General features: G+C 68.0%; 17 protein-coding genes. 7 read left to right on the forward strand and 10 right to left on the reverse strand.

Annotation, left to right across the window (positions count from 1 at the left end; all coding sequences use genetic code 11):
• Positions 1–831, reverse strand: coding sequence for an ABC transporter permease (locus tag AC3WMA_RS06440; protein ID WP_492284536.1), 831 nt, complete (start codon positions 829–831; stop codon positions 1–3).
• 17 nt (positions 832–848) lie between these two features.
• Positions 849–1811 carry an aliphatic sulfonate ABC transporter substrate-binding protein gene (locus tag AC3WMA_RS06445; protein ID WP_492284537.1) on the reverse strand — a complete coding sequence of 321 codons (963 nt, stop codon included), beginning with the start codon at positions 1809–1811 and terminating at the stop codon, positions 849–851.
• A 307-nt stretch (positions 1812–2118) separates the two neighbouring features.
• Here AC3WMA_RS06445 and AC3WMA_RS06450 point away from each other — a divergent pair, with 307 nt between their 5' ends.
• The 3 genes from AC3WMA_RS06450 (at position 2119) to AC3WMA_RS06460 (ending at position 6227) form a co-directional block, all read left to right on the forward strand.
• Positions 2119–4887 carry a [protein-PII] uridylyltransferase gene (locus tag AC3WMA_RS06450; RefSeq protein WP_492284759.1) on the forward strand — a complete coding sequence of 923 codons (2769 nt, stop codon included), beginning with the start codon at positions 2119–2121 and terminating at the stop codon, positions 4885–4887.
• A gap of 112 nt (positions 4888–4999) precedes the next feature.
• The gene (grpE, locus tag AC3WMA_RS06455; protein ID WP_492284538.1) at positions 5000–5602 is read left to right on the forward strand and encodes a nucleotide exchange factor GrpE; all 603 of its coding nucleotides are present in this window, start codon (positions 5000–5002) and stop codon (positions 5600–5602) included.
• A 4-nt stretch (positions 5603–5606) separates the two neighbouring features.
• The gene (locus AC3WMA_RS06460) at positions 5607–6227 is read left to right on the forward strand and encodes a trimeric intracellular cation channel family protein (RefSeq protein ID WP_492284539.1); all 621 of its coding nucleotides are present in this window, start codon (positions 5607–5609) and stop codon (positions 6225–6227) included.
• 174 nt (positions 6228–6401) lie between these two features.
• Here AC3WMA_RS06460 and AC3WMA_RS06465 read toward each other — a convergent pair whose 3' ends face one another.
• From AC3WMA_RS06465 to AC3WMA_RS06475, 3 genes are all read right to left on the reverse strand, one after another.
• A complete protein-coding gene (locus AC3WMA_RS06465) occupies positions 6402–7022 on the reverse strand; it encodes an alpha-ketoglutarate-dependent dioxygenase AlkB family protein (RefSeq protein ID WP_492284540.1) in 621 nt (206 codons plus the stop codon).
• 2 nt (positions 7023–7024) lie between these two features.
• A complete protein-coding gene (gene dapB, locus AC3WMA_RS06470; RefSeq protein WP_492284760.1) occupies positions 7025–7831 on the reverse strand; it encodes a 4-hydroxy-tetrahydrodipicolinate reductase in 807 nt (268 codons plus the stop codon).
• A gap of 163 nt (positions 7832–7994) precedes the next feature.
• Positions 7995–8987, reverse strand: a complete 993-nt coding sequence (locus tag AC3WMA_RS06475) for a Tim44 domain-containing protein (RefSeq protein ID WP_492284541.1) — start codon at positions 8985–8987, stop codon at positions 7995–7997.
• A 229-nt stretch (positions 8988–9216) separates the two neighbouring features.
• On the opposite strand from AC3WMA_RS06475, the gene AC3WMA_RS06480 reads away from it, so the two are divergent.
• The gene (locus AC3WMA_RS06480; protein WP_492284542.1) at positions 9217–9480 is read left to right on the forward strand and encodes a hypothetical protein; all 264 of its coding nucleotides are present in this window, start codon (positions 9217–9219) and stop codon (positions 9478–9480) included.
• Positions 9481–10075: 595 nt separating this feature from the next.
• Positions 10076–11212: an extensin-like domain-containing protein gene (locus tag AC3WMA_RS06485; protein ID WP_492284543.1), complete on the forward strand. Its 1137-nt coding sequence runs from the start codon at positions 10076–10078 to the stop codon at positions 11210–11212.
• Between the two features lie 131 nt (positions 11213–11343).
• Here the strand turns inward: AC3WMA_RS06485 and mepA are convergent, their stop codons facing one another.
• On the reverse strand, positions 11344–12282 hold the full coding sequence (mepA, locus tag AC3WMA_RS06490) for a penicillin-insensitive murein endopeptidase (protein ID WP_492284544.1): 939 nt from the start codon (positions 12280–12282) through the stop codon (positions 11344–11346).
• Positions 12283–12400: 118 nt separating this feature from the next.
• On the opposite strand from mepA, the gene AC3WMA_RS06495 reads away from it, so the two are divergent.
• Both AC3WMA_RS06495 and AC3WMA_RS06500 read left to right on the forward strand, forming a co-directional pair.
• On the forward strand, positions 12401–13381 hold the full coding sequence (locus tag AC3WMA_RS06495; RefSeq protein WP_492284545.1) for a tripartite tricarboxylate transporter substrate binding protein: 981 nt from the start codon (positions 12401–12403) through the stop codon (positions 13379–13381).
• A gap of 91 nt (positions 13382–13472) precedes the next feature.
• Positions 13473–13643 carry a DUF3309 family protein gene (locus AC3WMA_RS06500; RefSeq protein ID WP_492284546.1) on the forward strand — a complete coding sequence of 57 codons (171 nt, stop codon included), beginning with the start codon at positions 13473–13475 and terminating at the stop codon, positions 13641–13643.
• 20 nt (positions 13644–13663) lie between these two features.
• Here the strand turns inward: AC3WMA_RS06500 and AC3WMA_RS06505 are convergent, their stop codons facing one another.
• Genes AC3WMA_RS06505 through ihfB form a run of 4 tightly spaced genes read right to left on the reverse strand, consistent with a single transcriptional unit; the run spans position 13664 to position 15603 of the window.
• On the reverse strand, positions 13664–13960 hold the full coding sequence (locus tag AC3WMA_RS06505; RefSeq protein WP_492284547.1) for a hypothetical protein: 297 nt from the start codon (positions 13958–13960) through the stop codon (positions 13664–13666).
• 35 nt (positions 13961–13995) lie between these two features.
• Positions 13996–14943: a bifunctional Delta(1)-pyrroline-2-carboxylate/Delta(1)-piperideine-2-carboxylate reductase gene (gene lhpI / locus AC3WMA_RS06510; RefSeq protein WP_492284548.1), complete on the reverse strand. Its 948-nt coding sequence runs from the start codon at positions 14941–14943 to the stop codon at positions 13996–13998.
• Positions 14943–15281, reverse strand: a complete 339-nt coding sequence (locus AC3WMA_RS06515; RefSeq protein ID WP_492284549.1) for a LapA family protein — start codon at positions 15279–15281, stop codon at positions 14943–14945. Before AC3WMA_RS06515 ends, lhpI begins: the two co-directional genes overlap by 1 nt.
• 37 nt (positions 15282–15318) lie before the next feature.
• Positions 15319–15603 (reverse strand): integration host factor subunit beta, encoded by a 285-nt coding sequence (gene ihfB, locus AC3WMA_RS06520; protein WP_199085290.1) that lies wholly within the window; start codon positions 15601–15603, stop codon positions 15319–15321.
• Positions 15604–15627 lie beyond the last annotated feature (24 nt).

Here is a 15627-nt window from a genome sequence, read left to right on the forward strand (position 1 = left end):
TCAAAGCTTGTCGCGCGCCGTATCCTGCCAGGTCAGGAAGGGCCGCGTGATGGCGACGAGCAGGCCGTCCGCCAGCTTGCCGAGCACAGCGAAGCTGATGATGGCCGCGATGATGGTGTCGGGGCGGCCGAGCTGCTGGCCGTCCACGAGCAGATAGCCCAGCCCCTCGCTCGCCCCCATGATCTCGGCCGCGACCACGAACATGAAGCCGAGGCCAAGGCCGGAGCGCAAAGCCGTGACCCAGGCCGGCAGGATTGCCGGCAGCAGGACGCGGCGGACCATGGCGAGGCGCGAGAGGCGGAAGACGCGGCCGACCTCGACGATCTTGCGATCGATGCCCTGGATCGCCGCGGCAACGCCGAGATAGACCGGGAAGAAGACGCCGACGGCGATCAGCGCGACCTTCGAGGCCTCGAAGATGCCGAGCCAGAGGATGAAGAGCGGCACCCAGGCGATCGAGGGGATCGCCCGCAGCGCCTGCAAGGTCGGATCGAGCAGGCTGCGAGCGACGGGCAGAGCTCCCGTGAGCGCGCCGAGCACCGTGCCGGCGAGCGCACCGAGGCCGAAGCCAGCGGCGACCCGCCAGAACGTCGCACCCGCATGGGTCAGAAGCTCGCCCGAGGCGGCGAGGCCCCAGAGCGTGCGGCCGACGACGCTGGGCGGCGGCATCAGGCGGCCATTGGCGATGCCGGCCGCGACGAGCCCTTCCCAGAGCATGGCCAGCACGACCGGCAGGACGAAACCGGCGATCGCCAGCCGATAGGAGCGGCGCGGGGCGGCTGGGCGCCGCTCCGGCTCGTCCACGACGGTTGCGATCTCCAGGACGCTCATCGCCGCGCGCTTGCCCGTCAGTTGGTGGCGGCGAAGCGCCGGTCGATCAGGCTGTCGACGGCCGCCTTCACATCGGTCGTGGCCGGCAGGACACCGGCCTCCTTCAGCGCGAGCCCGGCGGCGGTGATGGTATCGACCTGCGCCTGGCCGATCGCCGAATGAGTCAGTTCGGTGCGGGTGAGCTGGCGCTCGATCACCGGTTCGGAAAGCTTGGTGTACTCGATCAGGACCTTCTTGAGTTCGGCCGGGTTGGCGCGCGCATAGGCGCGGGCCTCCTCGTAGGCGGCCAGCACCTTCTTCACCAGCGCCGGGTTCTCATTGGCGAAGGCCTCGCGGACATTGAGGATGCCCCAGGTGTTGTCCTCCGCCTTGCGATAGAACAGCCTGGCGCCGCTCTCGACCTCGGCGGCGGCCATCAGCGGGTCGAGCCCGGCCCAGGCATCGACGTCGCCGCGCTCCAGCGCAAGGCGGCCATCGGCATGCTGGAGCAGGACGAGCTTGACGTCCTTTTCGGTCAGCTTGGCATCGGCGAGCGCCCGGACGAGGAAGATATGCGGATCGGTGCCGCGGGTGACGGCGACCCGCTTGCCCTTGAGATCGGCGACCTTGGTGATCTCGCTCTTGGCGCCTGTGACCAGCGCCGTCCATTCCGGCCGCGAATAGACATAGATCGACTTGATCGGGTTGCCGTTGATCTTGCCGATCAGCGCGGCGGCGCCAGCCGTCGAGCCGAAATCGATCGAGCCGGCATTGAGGAATTCGAGGGCCTTGTTCGATCCGGCGGACAGGACCCAGCGCACCTTGATGCCGTCGGCCTCGAGCGCCTTCTCGAGGATGCCGCGCTCCTTCAGCACGAGACTGACGGGATTGTAGGTCGCGTAGTCGATCCGGATTTCCTTGGGCGCCTGCGCGAAAGCCGGCGCGGCGAGGCCGGCGGCGGCAACAAAAGCGAGCGCAAGGCGGCGGGTGATGCTGGTCATGGGGCCTATCCCTCTGTCGATGGTGCGAGGGATCGGGACGGGTGGCGTCCTGGGCCCCACGCTTTAGCTGCACTTGTTTCGCGCCCGCAAGCTGGTGGCTCAAATCGGCGCGTATCCGACCTATAGGTCCGATCGTTCTGTTTGTCAAACAACACGTGCGGTGGTGTTTTTATCTTAATTTCACATCAATTGATGTTTAATTTTATCCTCTCCCTGCCCCCTCGCCCATGTTACGAAAGGCGATGCTCGCCGGACCGGAGCCTTCGTGACCACGCCTCCCGCCAAGCCCGCCCTGTCGCTCGCCGAGATGCTGCATAGCCCCGAGGCCGGGATCGCGCGGCTGTTCGAGACCATCAGCCGGCGGGACAAGGCGCAGATGCGGCAAGCCCTGGTCACCGGGCTCAGGCAGGTTCTCGACGAAGGCCACGCCTCCGCGCGGGCGATCCTGGCGGGGCCGCGCGCCGGCCTGGCCTGCGCGCATCGGCTCTCGGCGGTGATGGATGCCGTGGTGCTCGGGCTGCACAGCGCGGCGACCGCCTATTTCTATCCGGCCGACAACCCCTCGCAGTCCGAGCGGATCGCAGTCGTCGCCGTCGGCGGCTATGGGCGCGGCACGCTGGCGCCGGGCTCGGATGTCGATCTGCTCTTCCTGTTCCCGCACAAGCAGACGGCCTGGGGCGAGAGCGTCATCGAATCGATGCTTTACCCCCTCTGGGACCTGAAGCTGAAGACCGGCCATTCCGTGCGCTCGATCGACGATTGCGTGCGCGAGGCCCGCGCCGACATGACGATCCGCACCGCCCTGCTGGAAGCGCGCTTCCTGGTGGGGGACCGTTCGCTGTTCGACGAGATGGTCAGCCGCTTCGATGCGGAGGTCGTCGAGGGCACGGCCCAGGCCTTCACCGAGGCCAAGCTTGCCGAGCGCGAACTCAGGGTGCAGCGGGCCGGCGCCTCGCGCTATCTGGTCGAGCCGAACGTCAAGGATGGCAAGGGGGGCTTGCGCGACCTCAACACGCTGTTCTGGATCGCGAAATACTCCTACCGCGTCCAGGACGTGCGCGAGCTCGTCGAGGCCGGACTGTTCGACCAGCAGGAGCTGCAGATGTTCCAGCGCTCGGAGGAATTCCTCTGGCGCGTGCGCTGCTGGCTGCATTTCATCACCGGCCGGGCCGAGGAGCGGTTGTCCTTCGATCTGCAAAGGCAAGTCGCAGCCGAGATCGGCTATGCCGGACGCAGCGGGCAGGCGCCGGTCGAGCGCTTCATGAAGGCCTACTTCCTGATCGCCAAGGATGTCGGCGACCTCACCGCCATCGTCTGCGCCGCGCTGGAGGCGCGCCAGCAGAAGCCGCGCGCCACCCTCTCACGGCTGTTCGACACGCTCGCCAAGCGCAAGCGCGAACGCTCGCTCGGCCATCCCGATTTCAAGCTGACGAGCCAGCGCCTCGATGTCGTCGACGACAGTGCCTTCGAGCGCGATCCGGTCAACCTGCTCCGGCTCTATGCCATCGCCAGCCGCGAGGACCTCGCCATCCACCCGGATGCCAGCCGCCTCGTGACGCAGTCCCTCCGTCTTATCACGCCCGGCCTGCGCAACGAGCCGGAAGCCAACCGCATCTTCCTGGAGATCCTGACCGGCCGGCGCTCCCCCGAGGTCGTGCTCAGGCGCATGAACGAATCCGGGCTGCTCGGCCGCTTCGTCCCGGATTTCGGCCGCATCGTCGCGATGATGCAGTTCAACATGTACCACCACTACACGGTGGACGAGCACCTGATCCGCGCCATGGGCGTGCTGGCCGAGATCGATGCCGGCGTGCTGGAAGCCGAGCATCCGCTCGCCAACGAGATCATGCCGACCATCGCCAACCGGCGGGCGCTCTATGTCGCGCTCTTCCTGCACGACATCGCCAAGGGCCGGCCGGAGGACCATTCGATCGCGGGAGCCAGGATCGCCCGCAAGCTCGGCCCGCGCTTCGGCCTGACACCGGCGCAGACGGAAACCGTGGCCTGGCTGGTCGAGCATCATCTGGACATGTCGACTGTGGCGCAGAGCCGCGATCTCGGCGACCCCAAGACGATCGAGAGCTTCGCCGCCACCGTCCAGACGCTGGAACGGCTGAAGCTGCTGCTCGTCCTCACCGTCGCCGACATCAAGGCGGTCGGGCCCGGCGTCTGGAACGGCTGGAAGGGCCAGTTGCTGCGTACGCTCTATTACGAGACCGAGCTTGTTCTCACCGGCGGCCATTCGGCGGTCGAGCGCAAGGCGCGCGTGGCGATGAAGCAGGACGAGTTGCGCCGTCGCCTCGCCGACTGGAGCCCCGAGGAGCGCGACGCCTATGTCGCGCGGCACTACCCCGCCTACTGGATCAAGGTCGATCCGGACGAGCAAGAGAAGCACGCACGCTTCCTGCGCGAGGCCGAACAGGCCGGGCGCACCACGGCGACCATCGTCGAGACCGACAAGTTCCGCGGCGTGACCGAACTCACCGTGCTCGCGCCCGACCATCCGCGCCTGCTCGCCATCGTCACCGGCGCCTGCGCCGCGGCCGGCGGCAACATCGTCGATGCTCAGATCTTCACCACGAGCGACGGGCTCGTGCTCGACACGATCTCGGTCTCGCGCGCCTTCGACCGCGACGATGACGAGTTGCGCCGGGCCGAGCGGATCGCGGCGGCGATCGAGCGGGCATTGAAGGGCGAGATCAAGATCGCCGATCTCGTGGCGCAGCGCCGGGCTCCGCCGCCGCGCGGCCAGACCTTCCAGGTGGAGCCGGAGGTGGTGATCGACAATGTGCTCTCGGCCCGCCACACGGTGCTGGAGGTCTCCGGCCTCGACCGGCCGGGCCTGCTCTACGATCTCACCACGGCGATCGGTAAGCTCAACCTCAACATCGCCTCGGCCCATATCGCGACCTTCGGCGAGAAGGCGGTCGACGTGTTCTACGTCACCGACCTGACCCATGCGAAGATCGTCTCGACCGGCCGGCAACTGACGATCCGCAAGGCGCTCATCGACGTCTTCAAGTTCGAGGCCGAGAAGCCGGCGGCGGCCAAGGCGAAAGTGCCGGCCCGCGCTTGATTTAAACGACCATAAGGCCGATATCCGGCACGAACGCGGCTGCAACCCGGCATGACCGGCCTGGCCCCGCAAGGGGCGGCGCAGCCAGCCAGTAAAGGGACGTGACGATAAAATGACGCAGAACCCTGCGACGGAAGACCCCAACCTCGAAGCCGGCGCGGACGCGCCCGAGCAGGCGGCCACCGCCGAGGCAGGCCTCGCGGCGCAGCTCGCCAAGCTCCAGGCAGAACGCGACGACCTCAAGGACAAGCTGCTGCGCACGCTCGCCGAGATGGAGAACCTGCGCCGCCGCACCGAGCGCGAGATCGCCGATGCCAAGGCCTATGCCGTGACCAGCTTCGCCCGCGACATGCTCGGCTCCTCCGACAATCTGCGCCGGGCGCTGGAAAGCCTGCCGGCCGACGCGATGAAGACGGTCGACGCCGCGGTGAAGGCGCTGCATGAAGGCGTCGAATTGACCGAGCGCGAACTGCTCAAGACGCTGGAGCGCCACGGCGTGCGCCGGATCGATCCGCAGGGCGAGAAATTCGACCCCAACCTGCACCAGGCGATGTTCGAAGCGCCCGACGCCACGATCGCCAAGGGGCTGGTCTCGAAGGTCGTGCAGATCGGTTACAAGATCGGCGAGCGCGTGCTGCGTCCGGCCCTGGTCGGCGTCTCGGCCGGAGCCCCGAAGGCCCCGGACGCGCCGGCCGGCGAACCGACCCAGCACTGACGCCGTGTTCGAGGCCGCCGGCGTCGCCATCTTCGCGCTGACCGGCGCCCTCGTCGCCGCCCGCAAGGGCATGGACCCGTTCGGCTTCATCCTGCTGGCGACCGTCACCGGCGTCGGCGGCGGCACGTTGCGCGACGTCCTGCTCGGGCGCGGCATCTTCTGGGTGCGCGACCCCAGCGACGTCATCGTCTGCACCACGGTCGCGCTCTGTGCCTGGGGGCTGGCCTATATCCGGCCCGGCGTGCTCGAAGGCTGGGCCGGACGCAAGCTGCTGCTCTGGGCCGACGCCGCCGGCCTCTCGCTCTTCGCCGTGGTCGGCACGCTCAAGGGCCTCGATGCGGCCGCGCCCGTGCTTTCGGCCGTCGCGCTCGGCGCGATGACCGCGACCTTCGGCGGCATCCTGCGCGACATCCTTGCCGGCGACCGGCCGATGGTGCTGTGGAGCCGCGATTTCTACGTCACAGCCGCGACCGCGGGCGCCGCGATGACGGCGCTGCTCACCGGCCTCGGCCTCTCCGGTCCAACCGTGATGCTCGGGGGCATTGCAGCCTGTTTCGGCCTGCGGGCCGGATCGCTGCTGTTCGGCTGGTCGTTCCCGAACCTGCCCGGCAAGGCGCAGGATTAGGCGGTACGATCCACCCTTGTCATTCCGGGGCTTCGCGGAGCGAAGAACCCGGAACCCACGACCGGGTGAGACATTCGGTGCCGGATTACGAGCGATCCACCCAGTCGTGGGTTCCGGGTTCGCGCCTGCGGCGCGCCCCGGAATGACAAGGGGCGTGCCTCGCGAAGGCGAAGTTTATTTCGGCTTCATCACCCGCCGCATCGTCAGGTTGATCCGCCCGCCCTCCGGCAACAGCGTCGAGGACCCGGTCAGGATGCGGTCGATGCCGTGATAGGCGAGCCGCGCCTCGCCACCGAAGAGCAGCACATCGCCCGAGGCGAGCTTGAGCGAGGTCGTCTTGCCGCCGCGCGTCGTGCCGCCGATGCGGAAGAGCGCGGCATCACCGAGCGAGACCGACAGGACCGGCGCGTCGAAATCCTGCTCGTCGCGATCCTGATGCAGGCCCATCTTGGCGCCGGCCGCATAGAAATTGACGAGGCAGGCCTCGGGCGGGTGCGGATAGCCGGCCAATTCCCGCCAGAGGTCGAGCAGCGGCGCCGGCATGATCGGCCAGGGCTCGCCGGTTTCGGGGTGTTCGGGCTGGTAGCGGTAGCCCCGCTCGTCAGAGACCCAGCCGAGCGAACCGCAATTGGTCATGCGGACCGAAAAGGGCGTGCCGCTCTTCGGCATGCGCGGCTGGAAGAACGGCGCCTTGCGCGCGACCGCGCGCAGTTCCGCCACCAGCGCAGCCTGCTCCTCCGGCGCCAGCTTATCCGGCCAGTGGACGACGCCCGGCGCGACAGTGACGCGGGTCATGGTCAGAGTGCGTCGAGGCCGAGCACGTCGGCCATGGAGTAAAGCCGCGCTTCACGCCCCCTGCCCCAGAGCGCGGCCTTGACCGCGCCTTGCGCGAACAGGCTGCGGTCCTCCGCGACATGCGCGAGTTCGAGCCGCTCGCCGCTACCTGCGAAGATCACCTTGTGATCGCCGATGACGGTGCCGCCACGCAGGGCCGCGAAGCCGATCGTGCCGGGCTCGCGCGCGCCGGTGATGCCGTCGCGGCCGGCAACGCGCGCCTTTGCGAGATCGACGGCACGGCCCTCAGCCGCCGCCTCGCCGAGCAGGACGGCGGTGCCGGAGGGCGCATCGACCTTCATGCGGTGATGCATCTCGACGATCTCGATGTCCCAGTCCGTACCGAGCGTCGCCGCGACCTTGCGCACCAGCGCCGCCAGCAGGTTGACGCCGAGGCTCATGTTGCCGGAGCGGATGATCGGGGTGCGCTTCGCCGCCTCGGCCAGTTCAGCGAGATGCGCGGGCTCCAGCCCGGTCGTGCCGACGACATGGAGGATGCCGGCCTCGTCGGCGAGCTTGGCGAAAGCGACCGTCGCGTCCGGCGCGGTGAAATCGAGAACGCCGTCGGCCGCCGCGAAGGCCGCGGCGGCATCGCTCGTCACCTTGACGCCGGAGGCCGGCAGGCCGGCGAGGATGCCGGCGTCCTCACCGAGCGCGGCGGAGCCAGGGCGCTCGATCGCGGCGACGAGCGTGCAGCCTTCAGCCTGATCGATGGCGCGGATCAGCATCCGGCCCATCCGCCCGGCGGCACCGACGACGACGAGACGCATATCACTCATGGAAGGCGGGCTCCGGGCTGGTTCTGCGGCGAAGGCAGATGTCTTCGCCAGTAGCGCAATAGGCTTCGCTCCGCCAGCGGCCCACCCGAAAGCCGGACAAAGCAAAACGGCCGGGTTGCCCCGGCCGTTTCTCATTCTCTCACGCTGTCGGCGCTCAGGCCGCCTGCTGGATGCCCGAGAGCTTCCAGGCGCCGGCGCGCTCGCGCACGAAGGTCCAGTACTCGCTGACCTCCTGAGCCTGCGTGGCATTGCCATCGACGATCTTGCCGGTCTTGCGGTCATAGGCCGCGTTGATCAGGCTGAAGCGCATCGCGACTGTGGCGTAATCGACATCGCCCTCGTGCCAGGCCTGCGACAGGTCGCCCTGCAGCAGCTTGACGTCGGAGACGCGGTCGGCGACGCCGCGGCGGGCGTTGTCGCTCAGATCCTCGTCGAAATAGCCGAACATCTCGGGCGTCGTCCGCTGGCGCAGGCCGGCCTCGTCCTCGTTCGAATAGGCGGTGTTGATCTCGCCGAGCAGGCGCTCGAACGCGTTAAAATCATCACCCGACAACTCGATCGGCTGCGGCTGCACGGCGGCAGCGGCCGCACCGCCACCGAAACCGCCCATGCGGGCGGCGGCAGGCTGCGGCTGGGGCGCATCATAGCCCTGACGGGCATAGGGCGCGCCCGCGCCGGCGAGCTGCGGCTCGGAACGGCGGCGGAAGAAGCGGATGGCGAGCATGATGATGCCGGCGATCAGACCGATCTGCAGCAGGAAGCCGAGCATACCGGCGAGCGAGGCCAGGCCGCTGAAGAAGCCGGAGCCCGAGAGCAGGCCGAACAGGCCCGCGCCAAGCAGGCCAGCGCCGATGCCCATCATCATGTTGCGCGCGAAGGACGGGCGAGCGGCCTGCGCCGCCGCACCGGCGGCAGCGGGGCCAGCCATGGACGGCGAAGCCGGCGAGGCCGGAGCCGAGCGCTGGAAAGTCTGGGCGCCACCCGGCGTCGTATTGGTCGACGGCGGCGCGCTATTGGTGAACGACCCACGGCTGCCCGAGCTGCGGCCACCGCCCGGACGGGCTTCGGCAACGAGCGGCACGAGCAACAGGGCCCCGGCGACCAGGGCGACGGCACGTCCACGACGGGCGAGCGAAATCAGAGACATTGTTCCTCCCGGAGCCCACCACGGGCCCACCGTCCGACAATATGGAGAGAGCCCGCATCCGACGCAAGGCCCCTCCCGGCTAACAGTCTGAAATGCCTTACTATTTCAAATCGACACATAATTATTCGTTGCAATCGGACCGATATGATAGGCTGACGAACAGCTTCGCCCGACGAGACGCGGGGAGAGAGCCATGACCGGATCCGGACCGAGGCCTCACCGACACCGCATGCTGAGCTGGATGCTCGCGCTCGCGGTCTTGTTCCTTATCAGCGAAGCGGCGGCCGCAGGGGAACCAGCTCTCGCGCTGGACAGGCCCCGCCTCGCGCAGGCGCCGGAGCCGCTCTGCTTCTGCTGGAACGACGGCCGCAAGATCGCGGAGGGCGCGAAGTCCTGCATCAGGACCACGCAGGGACGACGGCTCGCGACCTGCGGACGCGTCGTCAACATGATGTCCTGGGAGGTGACGGAAACCGCCTGCCCGGAAAGTTGATCCCGCGCCACCCCGAAACTGCCAGCACAAACAAAAGCGCCGCCGGGATTGGTCCCGGCGGCGCTGTTTTTCATAGCTCTTGTGGTCCTAGCGACTTCGAGACTGACCCGTTGTCAGAACGCTCCCAGAACGATCGCCATCATGAAAACGAAGGCCGCACCCATGATCAATCGGTCGAGACGTAGCGTGACACTCATCACACCCTCCTGTGTCATTGACCTGTCGTGGAGGCTAACAGAACTGACGAAGGCCGCAAGGGGGCGGCATCGTGGCGCGCCCCGGGCGGAGGCTAGATCACCCTTAATCATCGGTTAAATCATTGAATAGATTTGGGGATATTTCTGGCTGCGCGATTTCGCCGCGAGCACTCTCCAAGGCACTGCCACGCCTTCGCCATGGTTCGACCTGCGAGCCCCGAGAGCTCGTCTTCGCGACATCCTGAAAGCCCCTCCGTGCTGCCGAAACGGCACCGGTTAAGGCCGGAAACGGCGCATTAAGGCTCGGTTCACCACGGTACCAAAGTTAATCCGCCTGTGGCGGCCAGGGCGCACTCGGTTGAGAAACCGTTCACCAAGCGGTTCGCATTTGAATGGTCATGCGACGCGCTCATCTCGCCCTCATCGCACTCGGCATCGTCGGCGCAGCCGGCCTTGCGGGCTGCGGCAAGTTCCAGAAGCCGCAACGCGCCGCCTGGCGTGACCAGGCGGAGGCCGCCTGCATGGCCGCGCGCCAGGTGCAGATCTCGTCCTATGTCAGCCTGCGCGGCAAGCCGATCGACGGGCCCGGCACCTGCGGCATGCAGCAACCGCTGAAGGTCTCGGCCTTCTCCAACGGCGGCATCGGGCTGACAAGTTCGGCCACCCTCTCCTGCCCGGTCGTCGCGACCACCGACAAGTGGCTGGCCGAAGTGGTGCAGCCGGCCGCCATGAACGTGCTGGGAGCCCAGGTCATCGAGATGCGGGCCGGCTCCTATTCCTGCCGCGCGATGAACAACGGCACGGGCACGTCACGCACGTCGGAGCATGCCTTCGGCAATGCCGTCGACGTCTTCTCCTTCCGGCTCAACGACAACCGCGTGATCACGGTGAAGGACGGCTGGCGCGGCTCGCCCGAAGAGCAGAACTTCCTGCGCGAGGTCTTCGTCGGCGCCTGCGAGCATTTTTCGACGGTGCTCGGCCCGGGCGCCGACCCGATGCATTACGACCATTTCCATATCGACCTGGCCCGGCATTCGAAGGGCCGGCACATCTGCAAGCCGGTGATCAAGTATACGCCGAACTACAACCTGCAGCCGCCGGACCCGGCACGGTCCTATTCGTCGGCCCAGACGCTGCCGCGCGGCGTGGCGCCGGCCGGCACCATGGTCGCTGGCGGCGGGCTGATGCGGCAGCCGAGCGAAGGCCTGCGTCCGCCCGGCGCCGTGCAGGGCGGCTATCCGGTCGCAAGCTACGGCCGCGGCCAGCCTCAGGGGCTCGACGCGCAGCAGCGCTTCCTGGAGCAATACGACGCGCGCCAGCGGCAGGGGCGCTACCAGCCGCAGCCCTTGCCGAGCGAGAACCGCGGACCGCTTGCCCTGCCGGGCGCCGTCGAGCCCTCGGAGGAAGAGGCCGCCTTTGGCGATGGCGGCGGCTCCGGCGTCATGGACCAGCAGGATTCCGAGGAGGCCTTGCCGATCAATCCCCGGAACGACCCCTTCGCCTATAGCTCCGGGCGCGTGCCGCCCCGGCGCTGAAGCAGTGGCTCATCATTCTCGGGCGGAGCGAAGCGCAGACCCGAGAATCTCCCGACGAACCAGCGCCGGAGCCTCCTTTGGCACGAGATGCTCGGGTCAAGCCCGAGCATGACGGCAGGCGGTGTCGCATCTCAGCGCGAGACCAGAACCTGCCGGCATTCCGGCGGCAGGGCGTCGAGCGACATCGGCGGCTTCGGCTTGGGCTTCGGTCCGGGCTTGGGCTTCGGCGGGTTGAAGATGGCGTCGTGCTGACGCTCGACCCAGCCGCTGAGCTCCGCCCCGCAGCCATCGCCGAAATTGGGCGGCTCCTGCCCATGGCAGCTCGCCATGCCGGCGGGGCAGGCCAGCCGGATATGGAAATGATAGTTGTGGCCCCAGATCGGCCGCACCTTCTCCAGCCAGCTCTTGTCGGCCCCGGCCTCGCGGCAGAGCGCGACCTTGAGTGCTGGGTTGACGAAGATGCGCTCGACCTTCGGCTCGGCCGCGACGGTGCGGATCAGGCGGGTATGGGCCGGCGTCCAGTGGCGGGGATCTATATCGCGCCAGTCGGAACGGGCCATGTTGACCGCCGACATGTTTTCGCGCTGCTCCCGGTCGAGCCGGCCGCGCGGCATCGGCGTCAGCCAGACATCGGCATCGAGCCCGATCTGATGGGAGGCATGGCCGGTCAGCATCGGGCCGCCGCGCGGCTGCGACATGTCGCCGACGAGGAGCCCCGCCCAGCCGGTGATGCGCGGCACGTCGCGGGCGAGCTTTTCCAGATAGTCGATCAGGGCGGGGTGGCCCCAGTTGCGGTTGCGGTTGAGCCGCATGACCTGCCAGCTCGGCCCGTCGACCGGCAACGCCTCGGCGCCGGCCAGGCAGCCCCGTGCATAGGAACCGATGGCACGGGCCTGCATGCTGGCCGGCTCGGTCTTCTGGCCGAAGAGCGAGCGGGCGGCATCGGGCCAGGCCGCGATGTTGGCGGCGCGGGTCTTCGCCTCCTGATCCGCGGTCGACTGGGCGTGGCCCATGGCCGGCAGGAGGGCGAACGGCACCAGAAGGGCCGCGATTCGGGAGATGCTGCGCATGGCCTGAGAATCGTCGCACCCCTCCCTCGCGGTCAAGCGCGATGGCTGGACAAGCGGCGCGGCGAATTGCAGCTTTGAGAAAAGGCGACGCGAGACGCGCCCTTCAGGGAGACTATCGATGACCATCACGATCGACCGCCGCGCGATTCTCGCTGGCGCAGGCGCTCTTCTTGCGGCTCCCTCTGCCGGCCTCAGTCAGCAGCCCTGGCCGCAGGGCCGGCTGCTCAAGCTCGTCGTGCCGTTCCCGCCGGCGGGCGCGACCGACGTGCTGGCGCGGCTCGTCGCCGACAAGCTCGGCCAGACCTGGGGCACCAATATCGTGGTCGAGAACCGGCCGGGCGCCGGCGGCAATATCGGCACCGACGCCGTCGCCAAGACCGAGCCGACCGGCGACACCTTCCTGATCGTCTCCGTCGGCATGGCGACCAACCAGTATCTCTACCAGAAGCTGACCTATGACCCGGCCAAGGACCTCGCGCCGATCACCATGGTCGCGATGGTCCCCAACCTGCTCGTCGCCAGCAAGACCCTGCCGGTGAACAATGTCGCTGAACTGATTGCCTATGCGAAAGCCAATCCCGGCAAGCTGACTTACGGCTCGTCCGGCGTCGGCACCTCCGTACATCTCTGCGGCGAGCTGTTCCAGAAGCTGACCGGCACCAAGATGGTGCATGTGCCCTATCGCGGCACGGCCCAGGCGACGCAGGACCTGATCGGCGGGCGCATCGACCTGATCTTCGACAATATCCCGCAGGCGCTACCGCATGTCCGCGCCGGCTCGATCCGCGGCTTCGGCATCACCACGGCGAAGCGCTCGCCGACGGCGCCGGACTTCGCGCCGATCGCCGATACCGTGCCGGGCTTCGACGTCTCCTCCTGGTTCGCGCTGTTCGCGCCGGCCAAGACGCCGCCCACCGTCATCGCCAAGATCCATGCCGACACCAAGGCGGGGATCGCCGACCCGGCCGTGCGCGCCAAGATGGATGCGCTGGCGGCGGAGCCTGTCGGCAACAGTCCCGAAGAGCTCGGCGCTTTCCTGCAGGCTGAGATGAAGCGCTGGGGCGACCTGATCAAGGAAGTCGGGCTCAAGGTGGAATGATCGGACACTAACCCAGCGGAACCGAGCGTCCGCAGCCGGCGTTTCCCGCTAGACCGCGCCCGGAACGGGCGCCGCGAAACGGGAGTTCGCCATGTCCACCGTCCTCATCATCGTGCTGCTCGTCCTGCTTCTGGGCGGCGGCGGCTATTACGGCCATCGCAGCTACGGAACCGCAGGGCTCGGCGGCGTGCTCGGCCTTGTCCTCACGATCGTGCTGATCCTGTGGCTGCTCGGTGCCATCGGCGGCGCGCGGATCGCCTGACCCGAGACGGCCGCAACCGGTCAGGCCACGTCAGGCCGATCGGTTGCGGCCGGCTCGGCCGCGACCTTGGCACAGACCGACTTGAACAGCGCCGCCGACCGGCACTGGCTGTAAATCCACCACAGGTTGAGCGCGACCAGGCAGGCCAGAGCGAGCGCGACGGCCGTCACATCGCCGATCCAGGCGCCGTAGGTGCCGAACAGCACGACCGGCGCGAGATAAGGCAGGGACGATAGAAATGCCGGCAGGAAGCCGGCATCCGCTACGGCCGCCTGTGCGACATAGCTGCGCTCCTCGTCCGTCAGATCGATCGCCACCGGCTATCCCTCCCCGGACTGAAGCAGAGTTCTGCTTACGCGCGACGCTCCCAGACCGCGACGGCGGCCGCCAGATCCTCGAGCGCCACGCCGACCGACTTGAACAGCGTGATCCCGCCGCCCTCGACAGGCCCGGCGATCCGGCCATGGCAGAGATCGGCGAGCGTGCCCGCGATCTTGTCGGCGCTGTAGCTGCCTTCGGCGATGGCGACGGCGACATCACCGCCCTCGTCGATCGCCTTGCTGGAATCGACGACGACCCGCGCACGATGCAGCGCGTCGGCATCGGCCTCGCGCATCTGCATCGTGAAACCGCCGATCAGGTCGAGATGCGCCTCGCGCTTCAGCCAATGACCGTGGATCAAGGGCTCGGTCGCATTGGTCGCGCAGGAGATGATGTCGGCGGTGCGGGCCTCGCCTTCGAGATCGGTGGTGGCGCGGGCCTCGATGCCGTCCTTTGCCAGCTCCGCGACGGTGGCCTCGGCGGCTTCGGGCCGCCGCGCCCAGACCGCGATCTCGGTCAACGGGCGGACGGAGCGGTGCGCCTTGATGATGAAGGGCGCGAGCGCGCCGGCTCCGACCATCAGCATGCGGCTGGATTCGGGGTTGGACATGTAACGCGAGGCCAGCGCGGACGCCGCCGCCGTGCGCCAGGTCGTCAAACGGTTGCCGTCCATCACGGCGAGCGGCTCGCCGGTCGTGCCGTCCATCAGCAGATAAGCGCCCATCACGCCCGGCAGGTTGCGCTTGCCGTTGCCGAAGAAGACCGAGACGATCTTGGTGCCGATATAGGGATTGGCGACGTCCGGCCCGCTCCAGGCCGGCATGGTCAGCAGGATGGCGTCGGTCTCGTCCGGACGCTGGATCGCGTACTGGCCGCGCTTGGGCGCGATGACCTCGCTGCGGAAGGCGTCGTCGAGAATATCGATCAGGCCGGGATAATTCAGGGCCGCATCGATCTCGGCCGCATCGAAAAGTCGCATCAATTCCGTCCGTTGGTCAGTGCCGGCAGCGCGGAGTCGGGCACGGCCGAGCGCAACGCCTGGGTTTCGGAGCGCAGCGCCTCCGCCTCACGGCGGTTGCGGCGCGCCGCCTTGCGGTGTTTGCCCTGCGCGACCCAGGAGGCCAGGCCGCCGACGAGCACGCCGACGGCGATGGCGGCCAGCACCACCGCGAAAAGCGGCAGCTCATAGGAGAGCACGGGCAAGTCACGGCTGAAGGGATCGAGCGAAACGCGCACCGCGCCGCGATTGGCGACCGAGAACAACACGATCACCAGTGCGACGGGAACCAGAACCAGCGCCTTGAAGAAGGCCTTCATTACAATCTCCGTGCGGCTGCGGGGCCTGCGCCTGCGCTCAATCCTTGCCGTTGAGGCGCAGCCGCAGCTCCTTGCCCGTCTTGAAGACGGGGACGAACTTCTCCTCGACCTCGACCGCATCGCCCGTGCGGGGGTTGCGGCCGATGCGGGCCGAGCGGCCCTTGCGCGAGAAGGCGCCGAAGCCGCGCAGCTCCACCCGGTCGCCCCGCGCCAGCGCCTTCACGATCTCGTCCAGGATAGCCGAGACGATGTTCTCGATGTCACGCTGATAGAGGTGGGTGTTGCGGTCGGCGATCCGCTGAACGAGTTCGGATTTAATCATCGCGGGAGTATAACCATTTGTATC

Source organism: Allobosea sp. FW305-C-101 (assembly GCF_058783685.1).

What these genes read in the sequence shown, in the direction of transcription:
- AC3WMA_RS06440 (WP_492284536.1), bottom strand. Translation starts at nt 831, where the DNA reads ATGAGCGTCCTGGAGATCGCAACCGTCGTGGACGAGCCGGAGCGGCGC.
- AC3WMA_RS06445 (WP_492284537.1), bottom strand. Translation starts at nt 1,811, where the DNA reads ATGACCAGCATCACCCGCCGCCTTGCGCTCGCTTTTGTTGCCGCCGCC.
- AC3WMA_RS06450 (WP_492284759.1), top strand. Translation starts at nt 2,119, where the DNA reads ATGCTGCATAGCCCCGAGGCCGGGATCGCGCGGCTGTTCGAGACCATC.
- grpE (WP_492284538.1), top strand. Translation starts at nt 5,000, where the DNA reads ATGACGCAGAACCCTGCGACGGAAGACCCCAACCTCGAAGCCGGCGCG.
- AC3WMA_RS06465 (WP_492284540.1), bottom strand. Translation starts at nt 7,022, where the DNA reads ATGACCCGCGTCACTGTCGCGCCGGGCGTCGTCCACTGGCCGGATAAG.
- dapB (WP_492284760.1), bottom strand. Translation starts at nt 7,831, where the DNA reads ATGCGTCTCGTCGTCGTCGGTGCCGCCGGGCGGATGGGCCGGATGCTG.
- AC3WMA_RS06475 (WP_492284541.1), bottom strand. Translation starts at nt 8,987, where the DNA reads ATGTCTCTGATTTCGCTCGCCCGTCGTGGACGTGCCGTCGCCCTGGTC.
- AC3WMA_RS06480 (WP_492284542.1), top strand. Translation starts at nt 9,217, where the DNA reads ATGCTGAGCTGGATGCTCGCGCTCGCGGTCTTGTTCCTTATCAGCGAA.
- AC3WMA_RS06485 (WP_492284543.1), top strand. Translation starts at nt 10,076, where the DNA reads ATGCGACGCGCTCATCTCGCCCTCATCGCACTCGGCATCGTCGGCGCA.
- mepA (WP_492284544.1), bottom strand. Translation starts at nt 12,282, where the DNA reads ATGCGCAGCATCTCCCGAATCGCGGCCCTTCTGGTGCCGTTCGCCCTC.
- AC3WMA_RS06495 (WP_492284545.1), top strand. Translation starts at nt 12,401, where the DNA reads ATGACCATCACGATCGACCGCCGCGCGATTCTCGCTGGCGCAGGCGCT.
- AC3WMA_RS06500 (WP_492284546.1), top strand. Translation starts at nt 13,473, where the DNA reads ATGTCCACCGTCCTCATCATCGTGCTGCTCGTCCTGCTTCTGGGCGGC.
- lhpI (WP_492284548.1), bottom strand. Translation starts at nt 14,943, where the DNA reads ATGCGACTTTTCGATGCGGCCGAGATCGATGCGGCCCTGAATTATCCC.
- AC3WMA_RS06515 (WP_492284549.1), bottom strand. Translation starts at nt 15,281, where the DNA reads ATGAAGGCCTTCTTCAAGGCGCTGGTTCTGGTTCCCGTCGCACTGGTG.
- ihfB (WP_199085290.1), bottom strand. Translation starts at nt 15,603, where the DNA reads ATGATTAAATCCGAACTCGTTCAGCGGATCGCCGACCGCAACACCCAC.